This is a genomic window from Bdellovibrio sp. HCB209 (genome assembly GCF_047306065.1).
Lineage (GTDB): Bacteria > Bdellovibrionota > Bdellovibrionia > Bdellovibrionales > Bdellovibrionaceae > Bdellovibrio.
In genome coordinates this window covers 1,728,659-1,742,891 of the sequence record NZ_CP178618.1, presented here as the reverse complement: position 1 = coordinate 1,742,891, position 14,233 = coordinate 1,728,659, and the positions used below count along the sequence as shown (strand labels likewise).

Genomic DNA, 14,233 nt, shown 5'->3' with positions numbered 1-14,233 from the left:
CCCTTGATAAAGTATTTTAAATCCATCCCGCAAATTCACTACTTTGTCTTCTTGACGGCTTTCTTTGCAGTATTCTTGAAGTTCTGGGAGCCAGGTATTGGATTAAGCTCGACGACCTACGGTGCTTTCGCAGCGAACATCGTGAATGGCCAGAGTCCTTTGAATTTTCGCCTGGGCGTCGGAGCCTTTGATCCATTTGTCGACCATCCACCTCTAATTATTTGGTTTCAGGCTCTATGCTTTTGGTTGTTCGGCATCAGCGCGCAGATTTTACGTCTCCCCGCTAGCATCCTAGGTGTAATTGCGATTTTTTGTACTTATTGGCTAAGTCAGAAAAAGTTCGATGCCACTAGTGCCGTCTTCTCTGTACTCGCCTTATTGCTCACCAATACCTTCATGAATTTCACAAGTTCAGGCTGGCTTGATATGGGCATGGTGGGATTCACTATGTTGGGAATTGCCACTTTCGAGTCCTTTCTAGATGACCGCTCAAAGATAAAGCTAGCATTGAGTGGGTTGTTCTTCTCTGCCGCCCTTCTATCAAAAGGACTGGCTGCTATGGCGCTTTTGCCAATTGCCATTTACATCCTTTATCAAAGACTGCGCCTTTCCGAGATGGCACTTTTGGCAGTCAGTGCCTTACTACCGATCGCACTATTTGACGGACTGTTTTACAACCTCCATCACCGCGAATTCTTTTCTTGGTACTCTCTTCGCCGTGAAGTCAATGCCGCCGAAATGGCGCGTGTTTACACAGAAAAAGCCAATGTAACTTGGTATATTAGAGAACTCTTCTTCCGTTCACATGTTTTCTTCATAGCTATGTTTATTGGAGTTTTTAAATATTTTAAAAGTCGTGCTTCAAAAGCTACAAACACAACTCCCTTCATAATCCTATGCCTAGGACAGATAGTTGTTCACAGCCTGGTTTATGGATTTACTAATAAAGAATACAATCAGTATTTAGTTCCCTCATTTCCATGGATTGCAATTCTGGCCGGAGTGGGTTGTTCTTCGCTTTTTAAGAAAATGAATGCAGACAAATTTGCTCGAGGATTGTGCATCACCTTGCTAACCATCTTTGTCGCAGCAACGCTGATCTCTAAAAAAGTACATATGGGTGAGGACAATGAAATTCGCGCAATGAACAGCACTGTCGCTGAACTCAGCGAATTAAAAAGGATCCGAATTCGCGCTCTGCCTGGAGACCAACATTCCTGGGAAGGACTTGCCTCCTACGCCGCCTGGTATTTGAATCTAGAGCCAACCCTGCACTCACCAGAAGATCTTTTAAAAAACATAACTCCACAAGAAGCTGTTTTGGCGGACAACAGCATCAAGGATATGCCTCATGCTGCTATGCTTGCTCTAGGATTCCGCCTATGTTTAACTGGCCAGACGTTCACTTTGTATGCTCACGAAAGTATTTGTACAACTGAGCGTCTGACAAAAAGAACACCTCCATCAGATAAAATGGGGGCCTTTAGCCGGTAAATTTGGGAATTTGATGAAGCTTTTTGTAGTTTATGTTCCTTGTTACAACGAAGAAGATGGCATTGAGCCAATGACAAATTCATTTATTGTCTTGGAAAAAAAGCTCATCAAATCTGGCATTCAGTTGAACGTGGTCTGGATAAACGATTTCAGCAACGACAGCACTGCCGAGAAAATTAATTTAGCTTGTGCAAATACACTCTTTTTCCGATCAATTCACCATTCCGAAAATCGTGGCCTTGCCGGCGCTCTGGAAACGAGCCTTCGAGACGCTGGTGAACAGTCCCCAGAGACACTTTATGCCGTGGGCCTATTGGATGGAGACAACTCTCATCCACCAGAGTTTTTTGAGCCTATGCTTGAAAAATTGAATCTTGGTTATGATCTGATCGTAGCATCGCGCTTTCAAAATGGAAGCACTGTAGAAGGCGTACCTTATCATCGCCAGCTTATGTCCTTAGTCATGTCGTATCTTTTCCGCCTCGCAGGGCGGGTAACAAATATCCGTGACTATTCCTGCGGATTTCGAGTTTACAGAGGATCACTTTTTCAAAAAATTAGTGGCTATACTTTCAAAAAAAGAAGCTTCGCTTGTATGGTCGAGTTGCTGATGGTCTGCGATCGACAAAAAGCGCAATGCTGTGAAATACCATTTACTCTACGTTATGACAAAAAACTAAGTGAATCGAAAATGCGAGTCTGGTGGACAATTCGCGAAACACTTAGCGTGCTGTTTGTCTGCAAAAGTCATCACCGCCCTAGCTAGTTTTGCTGAAGCTCCTTCAAAATTGGTTCGATCAACTTCATAGATCCGTAGCACGTAAAGTGCACTCCATCGTTCCAATACTTAGGCGATCCATCATCACCATCAATACCGTTAAATGTATCGTATACCTTTACTTTAGCATTTAAACCTTCGGATAGATTTTTCAGCTTCTGAATCCATTTCTCATGATGTTCGTAAATATCAAAATGCTCGATTTTTAGCTTTTGTAAAAATACTGGATTATAAGGAATGATCACAACGACGACTTCAATCCCCTCGCCCTTCAACTTCGAGACCTGCTCAACGAGACGATTCCACGCACTTTCACTTTGTGGATATTTAATCGGCCCAGTTACATAGTTTTGATATAGCATCTGAACTTCACGCGCCAGACTCTCAGGGGTTTCTTTTCCTTTATAATCCGGCTTCATGCAGTCCTCGTATAAATCGCTGCCCGGACCATTATCAATTTTTGTGCTTCGCATGTGCTGCAGATGAAAAAGAGAAGCTTCAGTCGTATTGTGGTCAATAAGCGACTGCCAGTGAGAAGCCGTGATCCAAGGGTTAGCTATTCCCGACTCTGTAGGCAAATACTGACGAAGTGCTTCTGTATTTTTGATATTGCCATCGACATTTTCAGAAATAAGCTCAAAGTAATCCGCAAACCAAATAACTCTTTTAAGCTTTGTTTTTTCTTTCGCCATGTTACTAAAAATAATCTTAGTCATGACCTCAGCGCCTTCAGTCGCACCATTGATCGTTTTTAACCCAGTCACCTGCTCCACCCATTGTGGCGGTGTAGTCTGCGCTCTTGAAGAACCTAAAATCAATTGTTCTGCCTCAGGATGAGCAACAATCGTTTGAGCTGTTTTATAATAGGTATTCACACTGGACTTCTGAAGGTCCACCTCAGGACAGCTATAATAGCAACGAGGATCCACCTTATAATTAAACAAAGCGATTCCACCCAATAGAACAACGATTGAGAAAAGTAACAAATAGAGGGCTTTCAAAGACGGCATTCAATCCCCCTAGAATTGGAAATAGAGGAATGGAGATTCCTCGCCCATGTAGGTTAGACAAATCACAAACATAAAAGCCAACAGAAGGACACGCCATGCCGTCGGCTTGAACTTAATTTCCCAGGTATTGCGAGCAAACAGAGCAATCGGCAAGGCCAACGCTAATGCTGCAAAGAAACGATCTTTGTGTTTGGTCGCGATAAACATCACATCCCAACTCACATCTCCATTCAACATGAACACTTTTGAAAGCCACAGCCCCGCCGTATGCAAATCCGGCGCTCTAAAGAATACCCAAGCCACGTTCACAGCTAGGAAAGTCAAACCCCACTTTAGATGCTTAAATCTAAAGATGTCCCAACCGCGATTTGTAAAGAAACGCTCGATAAGCAACAATCCACCGTGCATACAACCCCAGACCACATAGGTCCAAGCAGCTCCATGCCATAATCCGCCGATTACCATAGTCAGGAACAAATTTCGATAGGTCTTAAGTTTCCCCGCGCGATTTCCACCCAAAGAAATATACAGATAATCACGAAGCCATGCCGACAAACTGATATGCCACTTTTGCCAGAATTCGGTAATCGACTTAGCTTTGTACGGAGAATTGAAGTTTTGCGGGAACTGGATATTCATCATGAGCCCCAAGCCCACGGCCATATCCGAATAACCGCTAAAATCAAAATACAACTGCATGGTGTAACCCACCATCGCAAGCCACGCCTCTCCCGTCGAGAGCTGCGCCATACTACCGATCATAGGATCGATCACGATCGCCAAGCGATCCGCGACAAGCATCTTTTTAGTCAGACCAAAGATAAAGAAGTAACAGCCCTTCCAAAAGTTTTCGGCCTTAAAGAAATATGTTTCAGAGGCCTCGAGCTGGGGAACGATCACGTTATGACGAACTAACGGACCTGAGATTTGATGTGGAAACAACGTTACATAGCCCGCAAATTCCAACAAGTTAGCGTGAGCATCTGAAGTTTTACGATAAACGTCGATCACATAGGACATCGACTGAAATGTGTAAAAGGAAATACCAATTGGCAGCACCAGAGCAAGATGAGGCAGCATCTCTTGAGAAACACCCGCACCTTGAAACACTCCATTCACAGACTCTGCAAAGAAGTTGTAATACTTAAAGAATCCCAGAATCGATAGATTCGAAATCACACTGGTCAGCAAAAGACCTTTGCGCATTCTTTGCGTGCGAGCGTAGTAAATTCCTTTGGCTAAGTAGAAATCTAGGGCAACTGTAAAGAGTAAAAGGAAAACGTAGGTTTTACTCCAGTAGGCATAAAACACCACGCTTGAGAAAAATAAGAACCACAACTGAAGGTTCTTTTTCGTAATCAGATAATAGCCCAACAAAGTGAGCGGCAAAAATAAGAATAAGAACGAGTACGAATTAAATAGCATGGCCGCGAAACTATAAAAGAGCTTTGCGGGGATTCCAACTTTCATAAGGGATTATGCTGAGCATCAAGGCATAACATTGGTTAGTTGTGCTTTCCCCCAACTAATTGAATCATAGTGTTATGATCGCTTTGATAATCCCCTGCTACAACGAAGAAAAACGTCTACAAATTGATGAGTTTTTGAAGATCCAGAATCAAGGCTTGGAGTTTTTCTTTGTTGATGACGGCTCCAAAGACCAAACCGCGCAGATGATTGCAAAGCACGCGAAAACTCACCCCCATATTCACCTGGTCCGCCTTGAAAAAAATGGCGGAAAAGCCGAAGCCGTACGTCGTGGTATGCTGGAAGTTCAAAAACTATCTAATTCAGAGCGATTCACTTGGATTGGCTTTTGGGACGCGGACTTAGCAACGCCGTTGAGTGAGCTTTCTAAGATGCTTCAATATGCAAGCCTGTATGGACACATCGATTCGATTTGGTGCAGCCGCGTTTATCGCCTAGGCGCTGACGTACAAAGATCGCAGCTACGCCATTATTTAGGACGTGGCTTCGCAACCCTTGTGGGAGAACTGCTAAAAATTAAAAGCTATGATTCCCAGTGCGGAGCCAAACTTTTCCGTCCAAGCACAATTCAAACGGCATTTTCTGAAAAGTTCATCGGCAAATGGGTTTTTGATGTCGAGATTTTACTAAGACTAAAAAATTTCGTCGTGATCGAGTACCCGGTGACTGTATGGAAAGATGTCCCCGGATCTAAAGTGAAAATTCACCGCGAGATCTTCAGAGTCTTCTGGGAAGTTCTAAAGATCCGCAAAAAATATCTTAAATCTTAAAGCGGATAAGCCGCCATCACTTGCTGAAGGAATTCCTTATTCCCTCTGGTTAATAAAACCCCAGAATTGAAAACCTGGTGACCCTTCGTATGAACGCCAACAATAAGACTTTCCCCTTGAGGACCTGCTACGATAATAGCACTGCCACTCATGCCACCAAACGTATCACAGCTATACTGAGGCAACAACGGCAAGACATTGGGAACATAGAAATCACAAGCAGCGATCCACATACTGCCTTGAGATTTATCACCAGGATATCCCGTTATTGTCCCAGCAGCTTTGTAACCACCCAAGATCGAAGTGTGCGAAACAAAACCTTGCAGGTCCCAACCGATTTTTAGCCAGCCCGTTTTTAATCCAATCGGTTCTTTCAAAACCAAAATCGCGATGTCTTGTGTATCATCACCTTGCAAATACGTTTGCGGCACGTGAATCATTTCAACATTGGCACTTCCATAGGGTTCATAGCCCTCACTGCGTGCAGGTGTGAATTTAGTCACAGGCATCCAAGATTTAGCACCCTGATCATAAACACAGTGAGCAGCTGTCAGCACTAAGCGCGGGGAAATCATAGTCCCAGTACAAAAGTTTTCGATCTGACCAATCATGCGGAATGCAGCACTTGTCGTATCAGAAACAGGCATACGACTAAGCTCACCCACAACAGAGGCTTGAGTGCATACCGAACTCATCAAAAGAACGAACAGAACTAAGTTTTTCATAGACCACAGTTTTGAGGCATCCACTGTGAATTGTCCATGGGAGGGCTAAACAGCCCTAGGATTTTGAAAATTATTCGAGAGGCGACTATTACTTATCCGAAATAGTCGCGATACCACAAGGCTGTTTTCTGGATCACTTCAGGCAGTTTGATTTGCAGCTGCCATCCTAATTCCATAGTCGCCTTATCGCTATTGAGTAAGCCGTGCACAGATAAACCGTCAGTTGATCCCACCCCAGAATCCATCGCAACGCCTCGGCCTTGGTAGCCACCTTTAAAAGCTTCTGCGACCTGCCCCACGGTCGCTTGATAAGCACCCGTTGGACCAAAATTCCAAACGCCAGCAGCCTTCGGGCCTTGAGAAAGTAGCCCCTCCGCCAACGTCACTAAAGCATTTACAGCATCATCGACATGCATCCAAGGTCTTAAAGAACTTGGATTTTTCAGAGGCAAATCCAATCCTGCCTGAGTCGCTTGCGCCAGTTGCCAGATGAAACTTTCAGGAGAAAAATCTCCCCCGCCGATCACCGCCCCCATTCGAGCCGAGGCCAAAGCAATCTTGTGCTTATTATATTTGTCAGGAGAAAAAACGCTGTTCAAATAGGACTCAAGAATCAAATCCGTACATGCCTTAGCTGTCGCAGCCGGAGAACTTCCTGCGAGAGGATCTGTTTCGACGGCAGGCTCATTCGCAGAGCGCTTAGAGCGATAAACCTTGTCTGAAGATAACAACACCACAGCACGCACCGTCGCTGTTTCTCGCAAGGACTCAAATAAATTGATTGTGCCCATCACTTGAGAGGCATAGGTCTCAGGAACCATATCCCAAGAATCACGCAACCCACCGCCACCGGCTAAGTGAAAGACCACTTCGGCTTCTGAATACTCCAAAGCGGACTTTAAAGACAATCCATCACGAACATCACCAAACGTTGATGTCATGCCTTGTGCGACATTTGCGACTTCAAAATAACTGGGATTGGTTGTAGGAGAAAGAGAGTATCCGAATACTTGAGCGCCGGCTTGTTTTAAAGCCGCCGCCAAATGACTGCCGCGAAATCCTGTGTGCCCAGTTATGAAAACTCGGCGCCCTTTCCAGGATTCAGAGATCATCCACGAAGCCCTTGCTCAACACCTTCACCGCGATGAGTAGGATGCACCCAAAGAGTTTCATTGCCTTCATATTGCCAGAAAAAACCCACAGGATCCGTATCGTGAATAGCCACGCGAAGTTGACCGTTACCTTCTGTTGCTTTCATCTTAAGTAAAGTCTGAGACAACGAAGCTTTGTTCAAAACACCCGTACCTGATGCAGGAACGCAGTGCTCTTCATACATACGCGCAAGCAATGAAAGCTCAACAAGATTGAACATGGATTCACGAATAAAATATTTGTCAGAATGAAATGATTGCATCCCTTTATTCTAGAAAAGGGATGCATGACATTCAAGAGCTTATTCAGCTAGACCTGGGACCACCTCGACCTCGGAAAGATCCATTCCGAAATGAGCTGGCATCTGGTGGTCTGTTTTAATCCATACGGGACGTTTTCCGGTGCGCTGACTTTCCCGGTACTGGCGATGTGCTTTAAGTGAAGCTAATACATTCACGGCATTGGCGACAAGCCAACGAGCTGGCACCATCATCGCTTGACTAAAATCATTCACCCGATGAACAGCCGACATTCTTTGAAGGATTCTTAAAAACATTGCTCCTGCATTAAACATCAAAAGTACTGAAAAGAACTCCGTCTGTAAAAGCGGCGGTATTTCGCCATCCATCAACTGCAGACCGATCATTCCAAAAAGCACTACCAAAGAGAGAACCGTCAGCACACTGCACGCAGGCCCTTTACGATCTCGAAGCAGGAAATACTTATCTACAATACTTCCATTCCACTGAATATTATCAAGTCCCTGATAAGCAATCCCGAGAGTCCAACGAGACTTCTGACGAACACTGGCTGCAAATTTATTCGGGAAATATTCACGAGTGGCGATAAATTCCTTGTGACCGTCCTCGTGGAAAATTTCAGCGCAGACGAATTTGGATTTAAATCCTAAAGGTTTTGCGATAATTCCTAGATGATAGTCTTCTGTGAGAGTGTCTTCCTTCATTAACTGTCCATCTTGCAAAGACATCATGGTTTTTACAAACTCCCGAGAGATGCAAGTTCCCACGCCTGCCGAGGGAATTGCCGCCCCCATCGCCTGACGAACCAAAAGATCCTTGGTGTGGGACTCGCTGAATTCGTCAATATAGACTCCACCGACTAAGGATGTCTTTGGAACATCAAATGAAAATACAGGGATTTGAATAAAGTCTGCTTCCAAGCTTGAATAGTTTAAAAGCGTAAAGGCGTGAGGATGAACGACATCTTCCGAATCTTGCAACAAAAGAAGGTCCATGGTTTTTCCAGTGACTTCTTCAGATGCAATAATCTGGCGAGCGATTTCGTTCAGCATCTGTCCCTTAGAGGTTGGCCCCGGCTCTGAATTCACCACCACGACAACCTTATCAGGATATGCTTTTTCTAAGCGTGAGGCCTCCTGCCAAGTCTCTGTATCATTAGGGTAAACACCCAGAAAGAAAGTATAGTTATCATAATCAATCCCACGAATATTTCCGCGAATCATGGGACCAATGACCTCGTATTCCTTCCAATTTGCGATCATGATCGCGATATGTTTCTGGGGAAGCTCCTTCATTTCTTTTAGAGCCGAAGGACTTAAAATCGTTGGGCGAAGTCTTTTAAGGAAAGCGATAAGATCAATAAATAGATCATCCAGAATAAAAATACTGGTTGCGATCACTACGATGTACGTCAATGTTGAAAAAAGATCTGCAAATCCAAGTGAAGTCATTAGAACTGACCTCCGAGAGCAAGTAAGCCTTCTAGCTCTCCATTAGACACATGCTTTTGAAAGGGATGATAGACCAGTGCACTTACGCTCCATGATTTCTCGGACCATGTGGTGCGCCCACCAGCACGCCATTCAGTCATCGTGGGACCTAAGTCATCACTGTTGCTGACTCGTTGATAAACTTCACCGTAAGCATCTAAAGAAATTTTTGGATGAGCAAACCAACGGTAACCCTGCTTCCACCATACTAGCGTCACGGGTGTTGGATCTAAGCGCGGCACATATGACGACTCGAGATATCCCTCGCTAAAATTTTGAGTCATCCCTAACATCCACAAACGACCTGCACTGAAAATCATGCGAGGATCCCAGGTTGTGGTTTGGGGTTGATCATTCACCGCCATCGTCGAACGATAACCTATTTGGGTTTGTAGCTTTACTCCGGGAACAAATTGAAATTGCAAACCCACATTCGGGTTAAAAGTATTGTCATAGTATTTACCGAGAGCACCTGGAGATTGATACTGGATGTTTGCACCGACATAGGCAGATAAACCCACAGATCCTAAATTGCGAAGTGGCTGATAGTATCGCAGACGAGAATCCGTGACGAAATCGTAGTCGTAATAATAGCTGCTTTCCGAATACAAATCGAAGAAACCTTTACTTAAGATTGAACTCGCCGACTCTGCCGGCATGGAAATTCTGGAGGCCACGTCAGGACCTGCGGCTTCAATATCACCGCCTTGGGACTGAGCATTTGTGTGAGTCGAGATTAACAGCAAAACTGCGCTTAATATTCTAAGAGAAACTTTCTTCATTTATTCTCCGATCTGAGTGACGAAGAACTGAAATTAAAGGAAGAGAAATCCAAAGAGGAGTTACACGCAGGAAAGTCCATGGCAGTTGTTGGAATACAAATTAGTTAGCAACTCTTAGTATGATTGTTCGCATCGAAACGCCGCGTATATCATTTATCATTTGTTAGGAGTAACGTTGATGGCATGAGTGAAAGAATAGAAATCGAATCAAATGTCATGGATGATCGCCACACCAGTGGTTATCTTGAAATCAAAGTTTTTAATCCTGCAGACAAAACCCGCACGGCTCTTAAGAAGCTTGCGATCTGGTGGGGTCTTTCGATTTTATCGATCCTCATCCCCGTCTTTCACTTTGTGCTGGTGCCGCTATTTTTCTTTCTAGGATTTTTCTTTGCCAGAAAAGGCTACATGTCCGAAGGACAAGTGCTAAGCGGTCAAACAGCCTGCCCTCACTGCGGAACAGAAATCAAAGTAGGTAAAGGCGAATTGAATTGGCCCGTAACCGAAATCTGTCAAAGTTGTGCTCGCGTAGTCCGAATGGAAAAAAAGGAAGCTTAGAGCTTCCTTTTTTATTTAGCCAAAGCGGCCAGTGATGTAGTTTTCTGTTTTCTGATCTTTTGGATTCGTAAAGACTTGGTCGCTTGAACCAAACTCCACCAAGTCCCCCAAGTACATGAAGGCTGTGTAGTCAGAAACACGGGCTGCTTGATGCAGACTGTGTGTCACAATCGCAATCGTTACGTCTTTACGAAGCTCTTGAATAAGTTCTTCGATATGACGAGTGGAAATAGGATCTAGTGCTGACGTTGGCTCATCTAGAAGCAAGATCTCAGGCTCTGTCGCTAGGGCGCGAGCAATACAAAGACGTTGCTGCTGACCACCTGACAAAGCGGTTGCTGAAGAGTGCAAGCGATCTTTGGCTTCAGCCCATAGACCCGCTTGCTGCAAAGATTTCTCGACACGTTCTTCGATGAAGGCTTTCTTTTTAACGCCGCGAACTTTCAAACCGTAAGCTACGTTTTCATAGATACTTTTTGGAAATGGATTTGGTTTTTGGAAAACCATTCCGATACGCATGCGTACTTCCATAGGATCAATGTCTTTACCCAAGATATTGATATTATCTGGATGAAGATTGATTTGGCCTTGGTAGTGAGCATTTGCATAAAGGTCATGCATACGATTGAAACAACGAAGAAGCGTTGTTTTACCGCAACCAGATGGTCCAATAAGCGCCGTTACGCGGTTCTCATAAATTGGCAGAGTGATACCGTTAAGCACCTTTTTCTCTCCGTAAGAGAACATCAAATCTTTAACTTCGGCTCTAAGTACTAATTCACTGCTCATAATCTACCACTTCATCTTTTTACGGAAGCGTGAACGAAGCCAGATGGCTCCGCCATTCATAATCAACGTCATCACTAGTAGCACCACACCCGTTGCTGCCGCATTCGTGTGGAAAGCTGTCTGTGGACGTGACAACCAGTTAAACATTTGGATCGGCATTACCGTGAACGGATCCATCAACCATTTCAAATTCAAATAAGGCAAATGTGCATCAATTGGTGATGTCGGCAAGAACGCGATAAACGTCAAGGCACCAATAGTGATCAAAGGAGCTGTCTCCCCGATCGCACGCGATAAAGAGATGATCACACCCGTAAGAATACCACCAGAAGAGTATGGCAAAATATGATAGCGAATTGTCTGCCACTTACTGGCACCCATCGCATAGCTCGCTTCACGAATGATGTTTGGAATTGAACGAATCGCTTCACGAGTGGTTACGATGATGATCGGTAACACCAACAGGCCCAACGTTAAACCCGCTGTCAGGATACTTTGACCAAGCTTTAATTTGTAAACGAAAAGTCCCAGCGCCATCAAACCGTAAGTGATCGAAGGGATACCGGCAAGATTGATGATATTTAGCTCGATCAAACTCGAAACCCAATTTTTCTTAGCATACTCTTCCAAGTACACCCCTGCTGCCACTCCCAATGGAATCGCACAGAAGGCCGTTGTCAGCATGATACAGAAAGAGCCCACCCACGCAGACAAGATCCCGGCTTTTTCTGGGAAACGCGATGGGAAGTTCGTGAAGAACGCATAATCAATACGAGGAACACCTGTGATTGCAAGATCCACGATCAACGCAAGCAAAGTCACTAACGCAAATAAAAGAGCCAATAAGCCAGCCAGTGCGAATGCGAAATCCCACAATTGACGGCGTTTAATATTGGCAAGAAGGTCGGTTCTCGCTTCCATCTATTCCTTCTCCTGAAATTTCTTACGCAGCCATAGGCCGATAATATTAAAGCATAACGTTAAGCACAGAAGGCTTAAACCTGCGACATAGATCGATTGATAGCCGATAGATCCATGGGGAAGATCACCAAGGGCAACCTGCACGATAAAGGCTGTGATGGTTGCTGAAGGCTCTAAAGGATTCAAAGTCATGTTTGGCTGCATACCTGCGGCAATCGCCACAACCATGGTTTCTCCTAAAGCACGGGAGATACCCAAAATATATGCAGATGTAATACCTGAGAACGATGCCGGGATAACAACACGGAAAGCTGTCTGCATACGAGAAGCACCCACTGCAAATGAAGCCTCACGCAAATGCGCAGGCACAGATCTCATCGCATCTTCACTGAGGGAGCTGATGTAAGGGATGATCATTACACCCATCACTAAGCCCGCAGACAAAACGTTAAAGCCCCCCATCGATGGGAAAACTTTTTGCAAAAGTGGAGTTACGAACAAAAGAGCGAAATAACCATAGACAACTGTTGGTACCGCCGCCAAAAGTTCCAAGATAGGTTTTAATACTTCACGTACACCCGGAGAAACATATTCGCTTAAGAACGCCGCCGCCACAGTTCCCAGAGGAATTGCCACAAGCAATGCAATGATCGTCGTCAGGAACGTACCGCTCAGAAGAGGTAAAATCCCATAGTGAGCATCCTCAAAAAGAGGCGTCCACTGACGATCCGTTAGGAAATCCCAAATACTTACGTGTTGGAAGAATGGGATACTTTCTGTCACCAAGATACCTACGATACCCATAGTAACAAAAACAGAACTTGCCGCAGCCAAAAACAAAATGCTTTCGATAATACGCTCTTTCAAACGGCGCATACGACGAACAGGATGATCGGCAGAGGTAAATTCAGAAAGTTTCTTAAGTTGCTTTTTACTCACGATACTCTTCTTACTGCGCGGTTTCACGTTTCATCAGCTGATCAATTTTGATGCCGATTTCTGTGTGACCGCTAAATACCGTGCCGAATTTTTTCGTTTTAAGATGATCTTGGCCAATTGTGTAAGCTTCCAAAGGAAGTGGCACGTACTTCACTTCTGGAACAATTGTCGGAGAGTTTTTCATGTAGAAATTAACAAATTCAACGATCTCAGGTTTCGCCAAGGATTTCTCAGCAACATAAATAAAGACCGGACGAGAAAGTGGGAAGTAATCCCCCGACTCAACCGTTGCACGACCTGGAATAACGGGTTCGTTCTTTTTAGGGGCTTTATCGCCACCCACAACAGGAACGATACGAAGCTTGCTGATATTTTCTTCCGCATACGCGAGAGGAATATAACCAATAGCATTGGCATCGTTTGCAACGCCCATAACCAATGTGTTGTCGTCTTCAGATGCTGTGTAATCACCACGAGAAGACTTAGATTTACCAACAACTGCTTCCGTAAAATAATCGAAAGTTCCAGAGTCAGATCCAGCACCAAAGAGTTTCATTTTCTCTTTCGGCCATTCAGGATTCACATCACTCCAAAGCATAACTTTGCCTTGAGCTTTCGGCGACCACATCGTTTTAAGCTCAGCCACAGTGATAGATTTTAACCATTTATTTTTTGGACTGACGATAATTGCCGTTGCATCGTAAGCAATTGGCAATTCAAGAAAACGGATGCTTTTTTCGCGGCACTTTTCAAGCTCGCCTGTTTGGATCGGGCGAGAAGCATTTTGCACATCGATTTCACCACGGCAGAATTTTTTAAATCCGCCACCAGTTCCTGAGATACCAACAGTCACGCGAACTTTTCCGCGCTTAGATGTCTGGTATTCTTCGGCCATGGCCTCAGTGATTGGGAACACAGTACTAGACCCATCAATACGGATCACCGGCACTTGTGCATTCACAGTTTTTGTAAAAAACAAAGATGCTGAAAATATAAGCAAAGATGCTGTAACTTGAAGAGCTTTCATACACTTTTCCATTGGACCGGAATCTATCACGGTCATTTTCAGTGAATTGT

General features: G+C 44.5%; 15 protein-coding genes. 4 read left to right on the top strand and 11 right to left on the bottom strand.

Features of this window, described 5'->3' with window-relative positions; genetic code table 11:
- Positions 1-3: 3 nt before the first annotated feature.
- Positions 4-1,494, top strand: coding sequence for an ArnT family glycosyltransferase (locus ACLVWP_RS08495; protein WP_413561316.1), 1,491 nt, complete (start codon positions 4-6; stop codon positions 1,492-1,494).
- 13 nt (positions 1,495-1,507) lie between these two features.
- Positions 1,508-2,260 carry a glycosyltransferase family 2 protein gene (locus tag ACLVWP_RS08490; protein ID WP_413561576.1) on the top strand — a complete coding sequence of 251 codons (753 nt, stop codon included), beginning with the start codon at positions 1,508-1,510 and terminating at the stop codon, positions 2,258-2,260.
- Here the strand turns inward: ACLVWP_RS08490 and ACLVWP_RS08485 are convergent.
- Positions 2,257-3,282: a hypothetical protein gene (locus tag ACLVWP_RS08485; protein WP_413561315.1), complete on the bottom strand. Its 1,026-nt coding sequence runs from the start codon at positions 3,280-3,282 to the stop codon at positions 2,257-2,259. The genes ACLVWP_RS08490 and ACLVWP_RS08485 overlap by 4 nt on opposite strands.
- 9 nt (positions 3,283-3,291) lie before the next feature.
- Entirely contained in the window at positions 3,292-4,752 is a 1,461-nt protein-coding gene (locus ACLVWP_RS08480) for an MBOAT family O-acyltransferase (RefSeq protein ID WP_413561314.1), read from the bottom strand.
- 74 nt (positions 4,753-4,826) lie between these two features.
- Between ACLVWP_RS08480 and ACLVWP_RS08475 the strand changes: the two genes are divergently transcribed.
- The gene (locus tag ACLVWP_RS08475; protein WP_413561312.1) at positions 4,827-5,540 is read left to right on the top strand and encodes a glycosyltransferase; all 714 of its coding nucleotides are present in this window, start codon (positions 4,827-4,829) and stop codon (positions 5,538-5,540) included.
- Here the strand turns inward: ACLVWP_RS08475 and ACLVWP_RS08470 are convergent.
- From ACLVWP_RS08470 to ACLVWP_RS08450, 5 genes are all read right to left on the bottom strand, one after another.
- On the bottom strand, positions 5,537-6,265 hold the full coding sequence (locus ACLVWP_RS08470) for a trypsin-like serine peptidase (protein ID WP_413561310.1): 729 nt from the start codon (positions 6,263-6,265) through the stop codon (positions 5,537-5,539). The genes ACLVWP_RS08475 and ACLVWP_RS08470 overlap by 4 nt on opposite strands.
- Before the next feature lie 92 nt (positions 6,266-6,357).
- On the bottom strand, positions 6,358-7,377 hold the full coding sequence (locus tag ACLVWP_RS08465) for an NAD-dependent epimerase/dehydratase family protein (RefSeq protein WP_413561308.1): 1,020 nt from the start codon (positions 7,375-7,377) through the stop codon (positions 6,358-6,360).
- Positions 7,374-7,679 carry a hypothetical protein gene (locus ACLVWP_RS08460; protein WP_413561307.1) on the bottom strand — a complete coding sequence of 102 codons (306 nt, stop codon included), beginning with the start codon at positions 7,677-7,679 and terminating at the stop codon, positions 7,374-7,376. Before ACLVWP_RS08460 ends, ACLVWP_RS08465 begins: the two co-directional genes overlap by 4 nt.
- Before the next feature lie 39 nt (positions 7,680-7,718).
- A complete protein-coding gene (locus ACLVWP_RS08455) occupies positions 7,719-9,128 on the bottom strand; it encodes a glycosyltransferase (RefSeq protein ID WP_413561305.1) in 1,410 nt (469 codons plus the stop codon).
- Entirely contained in the window at positions 9,128-9,949 is an 822-nt protein-coding gene (locus ACLVWP_RS08450) for a hypothetical protein (protein WP_413561304.1), read from the bottom strand. Before ACLVWP_RS08450 ends, ACLVWP_RS08455 begins: the two co-directional genes overlap by 1 nt.
- Before the next feature lie 183 nt (positions 9,950-10,132).
- Between ACLVWP_RS08450 and ACLVWP_RS08445 the strand changes: the two genes are divergently transcribed.
- Complete coding sequence (locus ACLVWP_RS08445; RefSeq protein ID WP_413561303.1) at positions 10,133-10,507, top strand: hypothetical protein; 375 nt, start codon at positions 10,133-10,135, stop codon at positions 10,505-10,507.
- Positions 10,508-10,522: 15 nt separating this feature from the next.
- On the opposite strand, the gene pstB is transcribed toward ACLVWP_RS08445, so the two are convergent.
- From pstB to ACLVWP_RS08425, 4 genes are all read right to left on the bottom strand, one after another.
- The gene (gene pstB, locus ACLVWP_RS08440; RefSeq protein ID WP_413561301.1) at positions 10,523-11,296 is read right to left on the bottom strand and encodes a phosphate ABC transporter ATP-binding protein PstB; all 774 of its coding nucleotides are present in this window, start codon (positions 11,294-11,296) and stop codon (positions 10,523-10,525) included.
- 3 nt (positions 11,297-11,299) lie between these two features.
- Complete coding sequence (gene pstA, locus ACLVWP_RS08435; protein ID WP_413561299.1) at positions 11,300-12,217, bottom strand: phosphate ABC transporter permease PstA; 918 nt, start codon at positions 12,215-12,217, stop codon at positions 11,300-11,302.
- The gene (gene pstC, locus ACLVWP_RS08430) at positions 12,218-13,093 is read right to left on the bottom strand and encodes a phosphate ABC transporter permease subunit PstC (RefSeq protein WP_413561575.1); all 876 of its coding nucleotides are present in this window, start codon (positions 13,091-13,093) and stop codon (positions 12,218-12,220) included.
- 73 nt (positions 13,094-13,166) lie between these two features.
- The gene (locus tag ACLVWP_RS08425; RefSeq protein WP_413561297.1) at positions 13,167-14,183 is read right to left on the bottom strand and encodes a PstS family phosphate ABC transporter substrate-binding protein; all 1,017 of its coding nucleotides are present in this window, start codon (positions 14,181-14,183) and stop codon (positions 13,167-13,169) included.
- Positions 14,184-14,233 lie beyond the last annotated feature (50 nt).

Bases quoted from the DNA above. Each gene is read 5' to 3' on its own strand.
- ACLVWP_RS08450 (WP_413561304.1), bottom strand. From the start codon at position 9,949: ATGAAGAAAGTTTCTCTTAGAATATTAAGCGCAGTTTTGCTGTTAATC.
- pstB (WP_413561301.1), bottom strand. From the start codon at position 11,296: ATGAGCAGTGAATTAGTACTTAGAGCCGAAGTTAAAGATTTGATGTTC.
- ACLVWP_RS08455 (WP_413561305.1), bottom strand. From the start codon at position 9,128: ATGACTTCACTTGGATTTGCAGATCTTTTTTCAACATTGACGTACATC.
- ACLVWP_RS08475 (WP_413561312.1), top strand. From the start codon at position 4,827: ATGATCGCTTTGATAATCCCCTGCTACAACGAAGAAAAACGTCTACAA.
- ACLVWP_RS08490 (WP_413561576.1), top strand. From the start codon at position 1,508: ATGAAGCTTTTTGTAGTTTATGTTCCTTGTTACAACGAAGAAGATGGC.
- pstC (WP_413561575.1), bottom strand. From the start codon at position 13,093: ATGCGCCGTTTGAAAGAGCGTATTATCGAAAGCATTTTGTTTTTGGCT.
- ACLVWP_RS08480 (WP_413561314.1), bottom strand. From the start codon at position 4,752: ATGAAAGTTGGAATCCCCGCAAAGCTCTTTTATAGTTTCGCGGCCATG.
- ACLVWP_RS08470 (WP_413561310.1), bottom strand. From the start codon at position 6,265: ATGAAAAACTTAGTTCTGTTCGTTCTTTTGATGAGTTCGGTATGCACT.
- ACLVWP_RS08425 (WP_413561297.1), bottom strand. From the start codon at position 14,183: ATGAAAGCTCTTCAAGTTACAGCATCTTTGCTTATATTTTCAGCATCT.
- ACLVWP_RS08485 (WP_413561315.1), bottom strand. From the start codon at position 3,282: ATGCCGTCTTTGAAAGCCCTCTATTTGTTACTTTTCTCAATCGTTGTT.
- ACLVWP_RS08465 (WP_413561308.1), bottom strand. From the start codon at position 7,377: ATGATCTCTGAATCCTGGAAAGGGCGCCGAGTTTTCATAACTGGGCAC.
- pstA (WP_413561299.1), bottom strand. From the start codon at position 12,217: ATGGAAGCGAGAACCGACCTTCTTGCCAATATTAAACGCCGTCAATTG.
- ACLVWP_RS08460 (WP_413561307.1), bottom strand. From the start codon at position 7,679: ATGCAATCATTTCATTCTGACAAATATTTTATTCGTGAATCCATGTTC.
- ACLVWP_RS08445 (WP_413561303.1), top strand. From the start codon at position 10,133: ATGAGTGAAAGAATAGAAATCGAATCAAATGTCATGGATGATCGCCAC.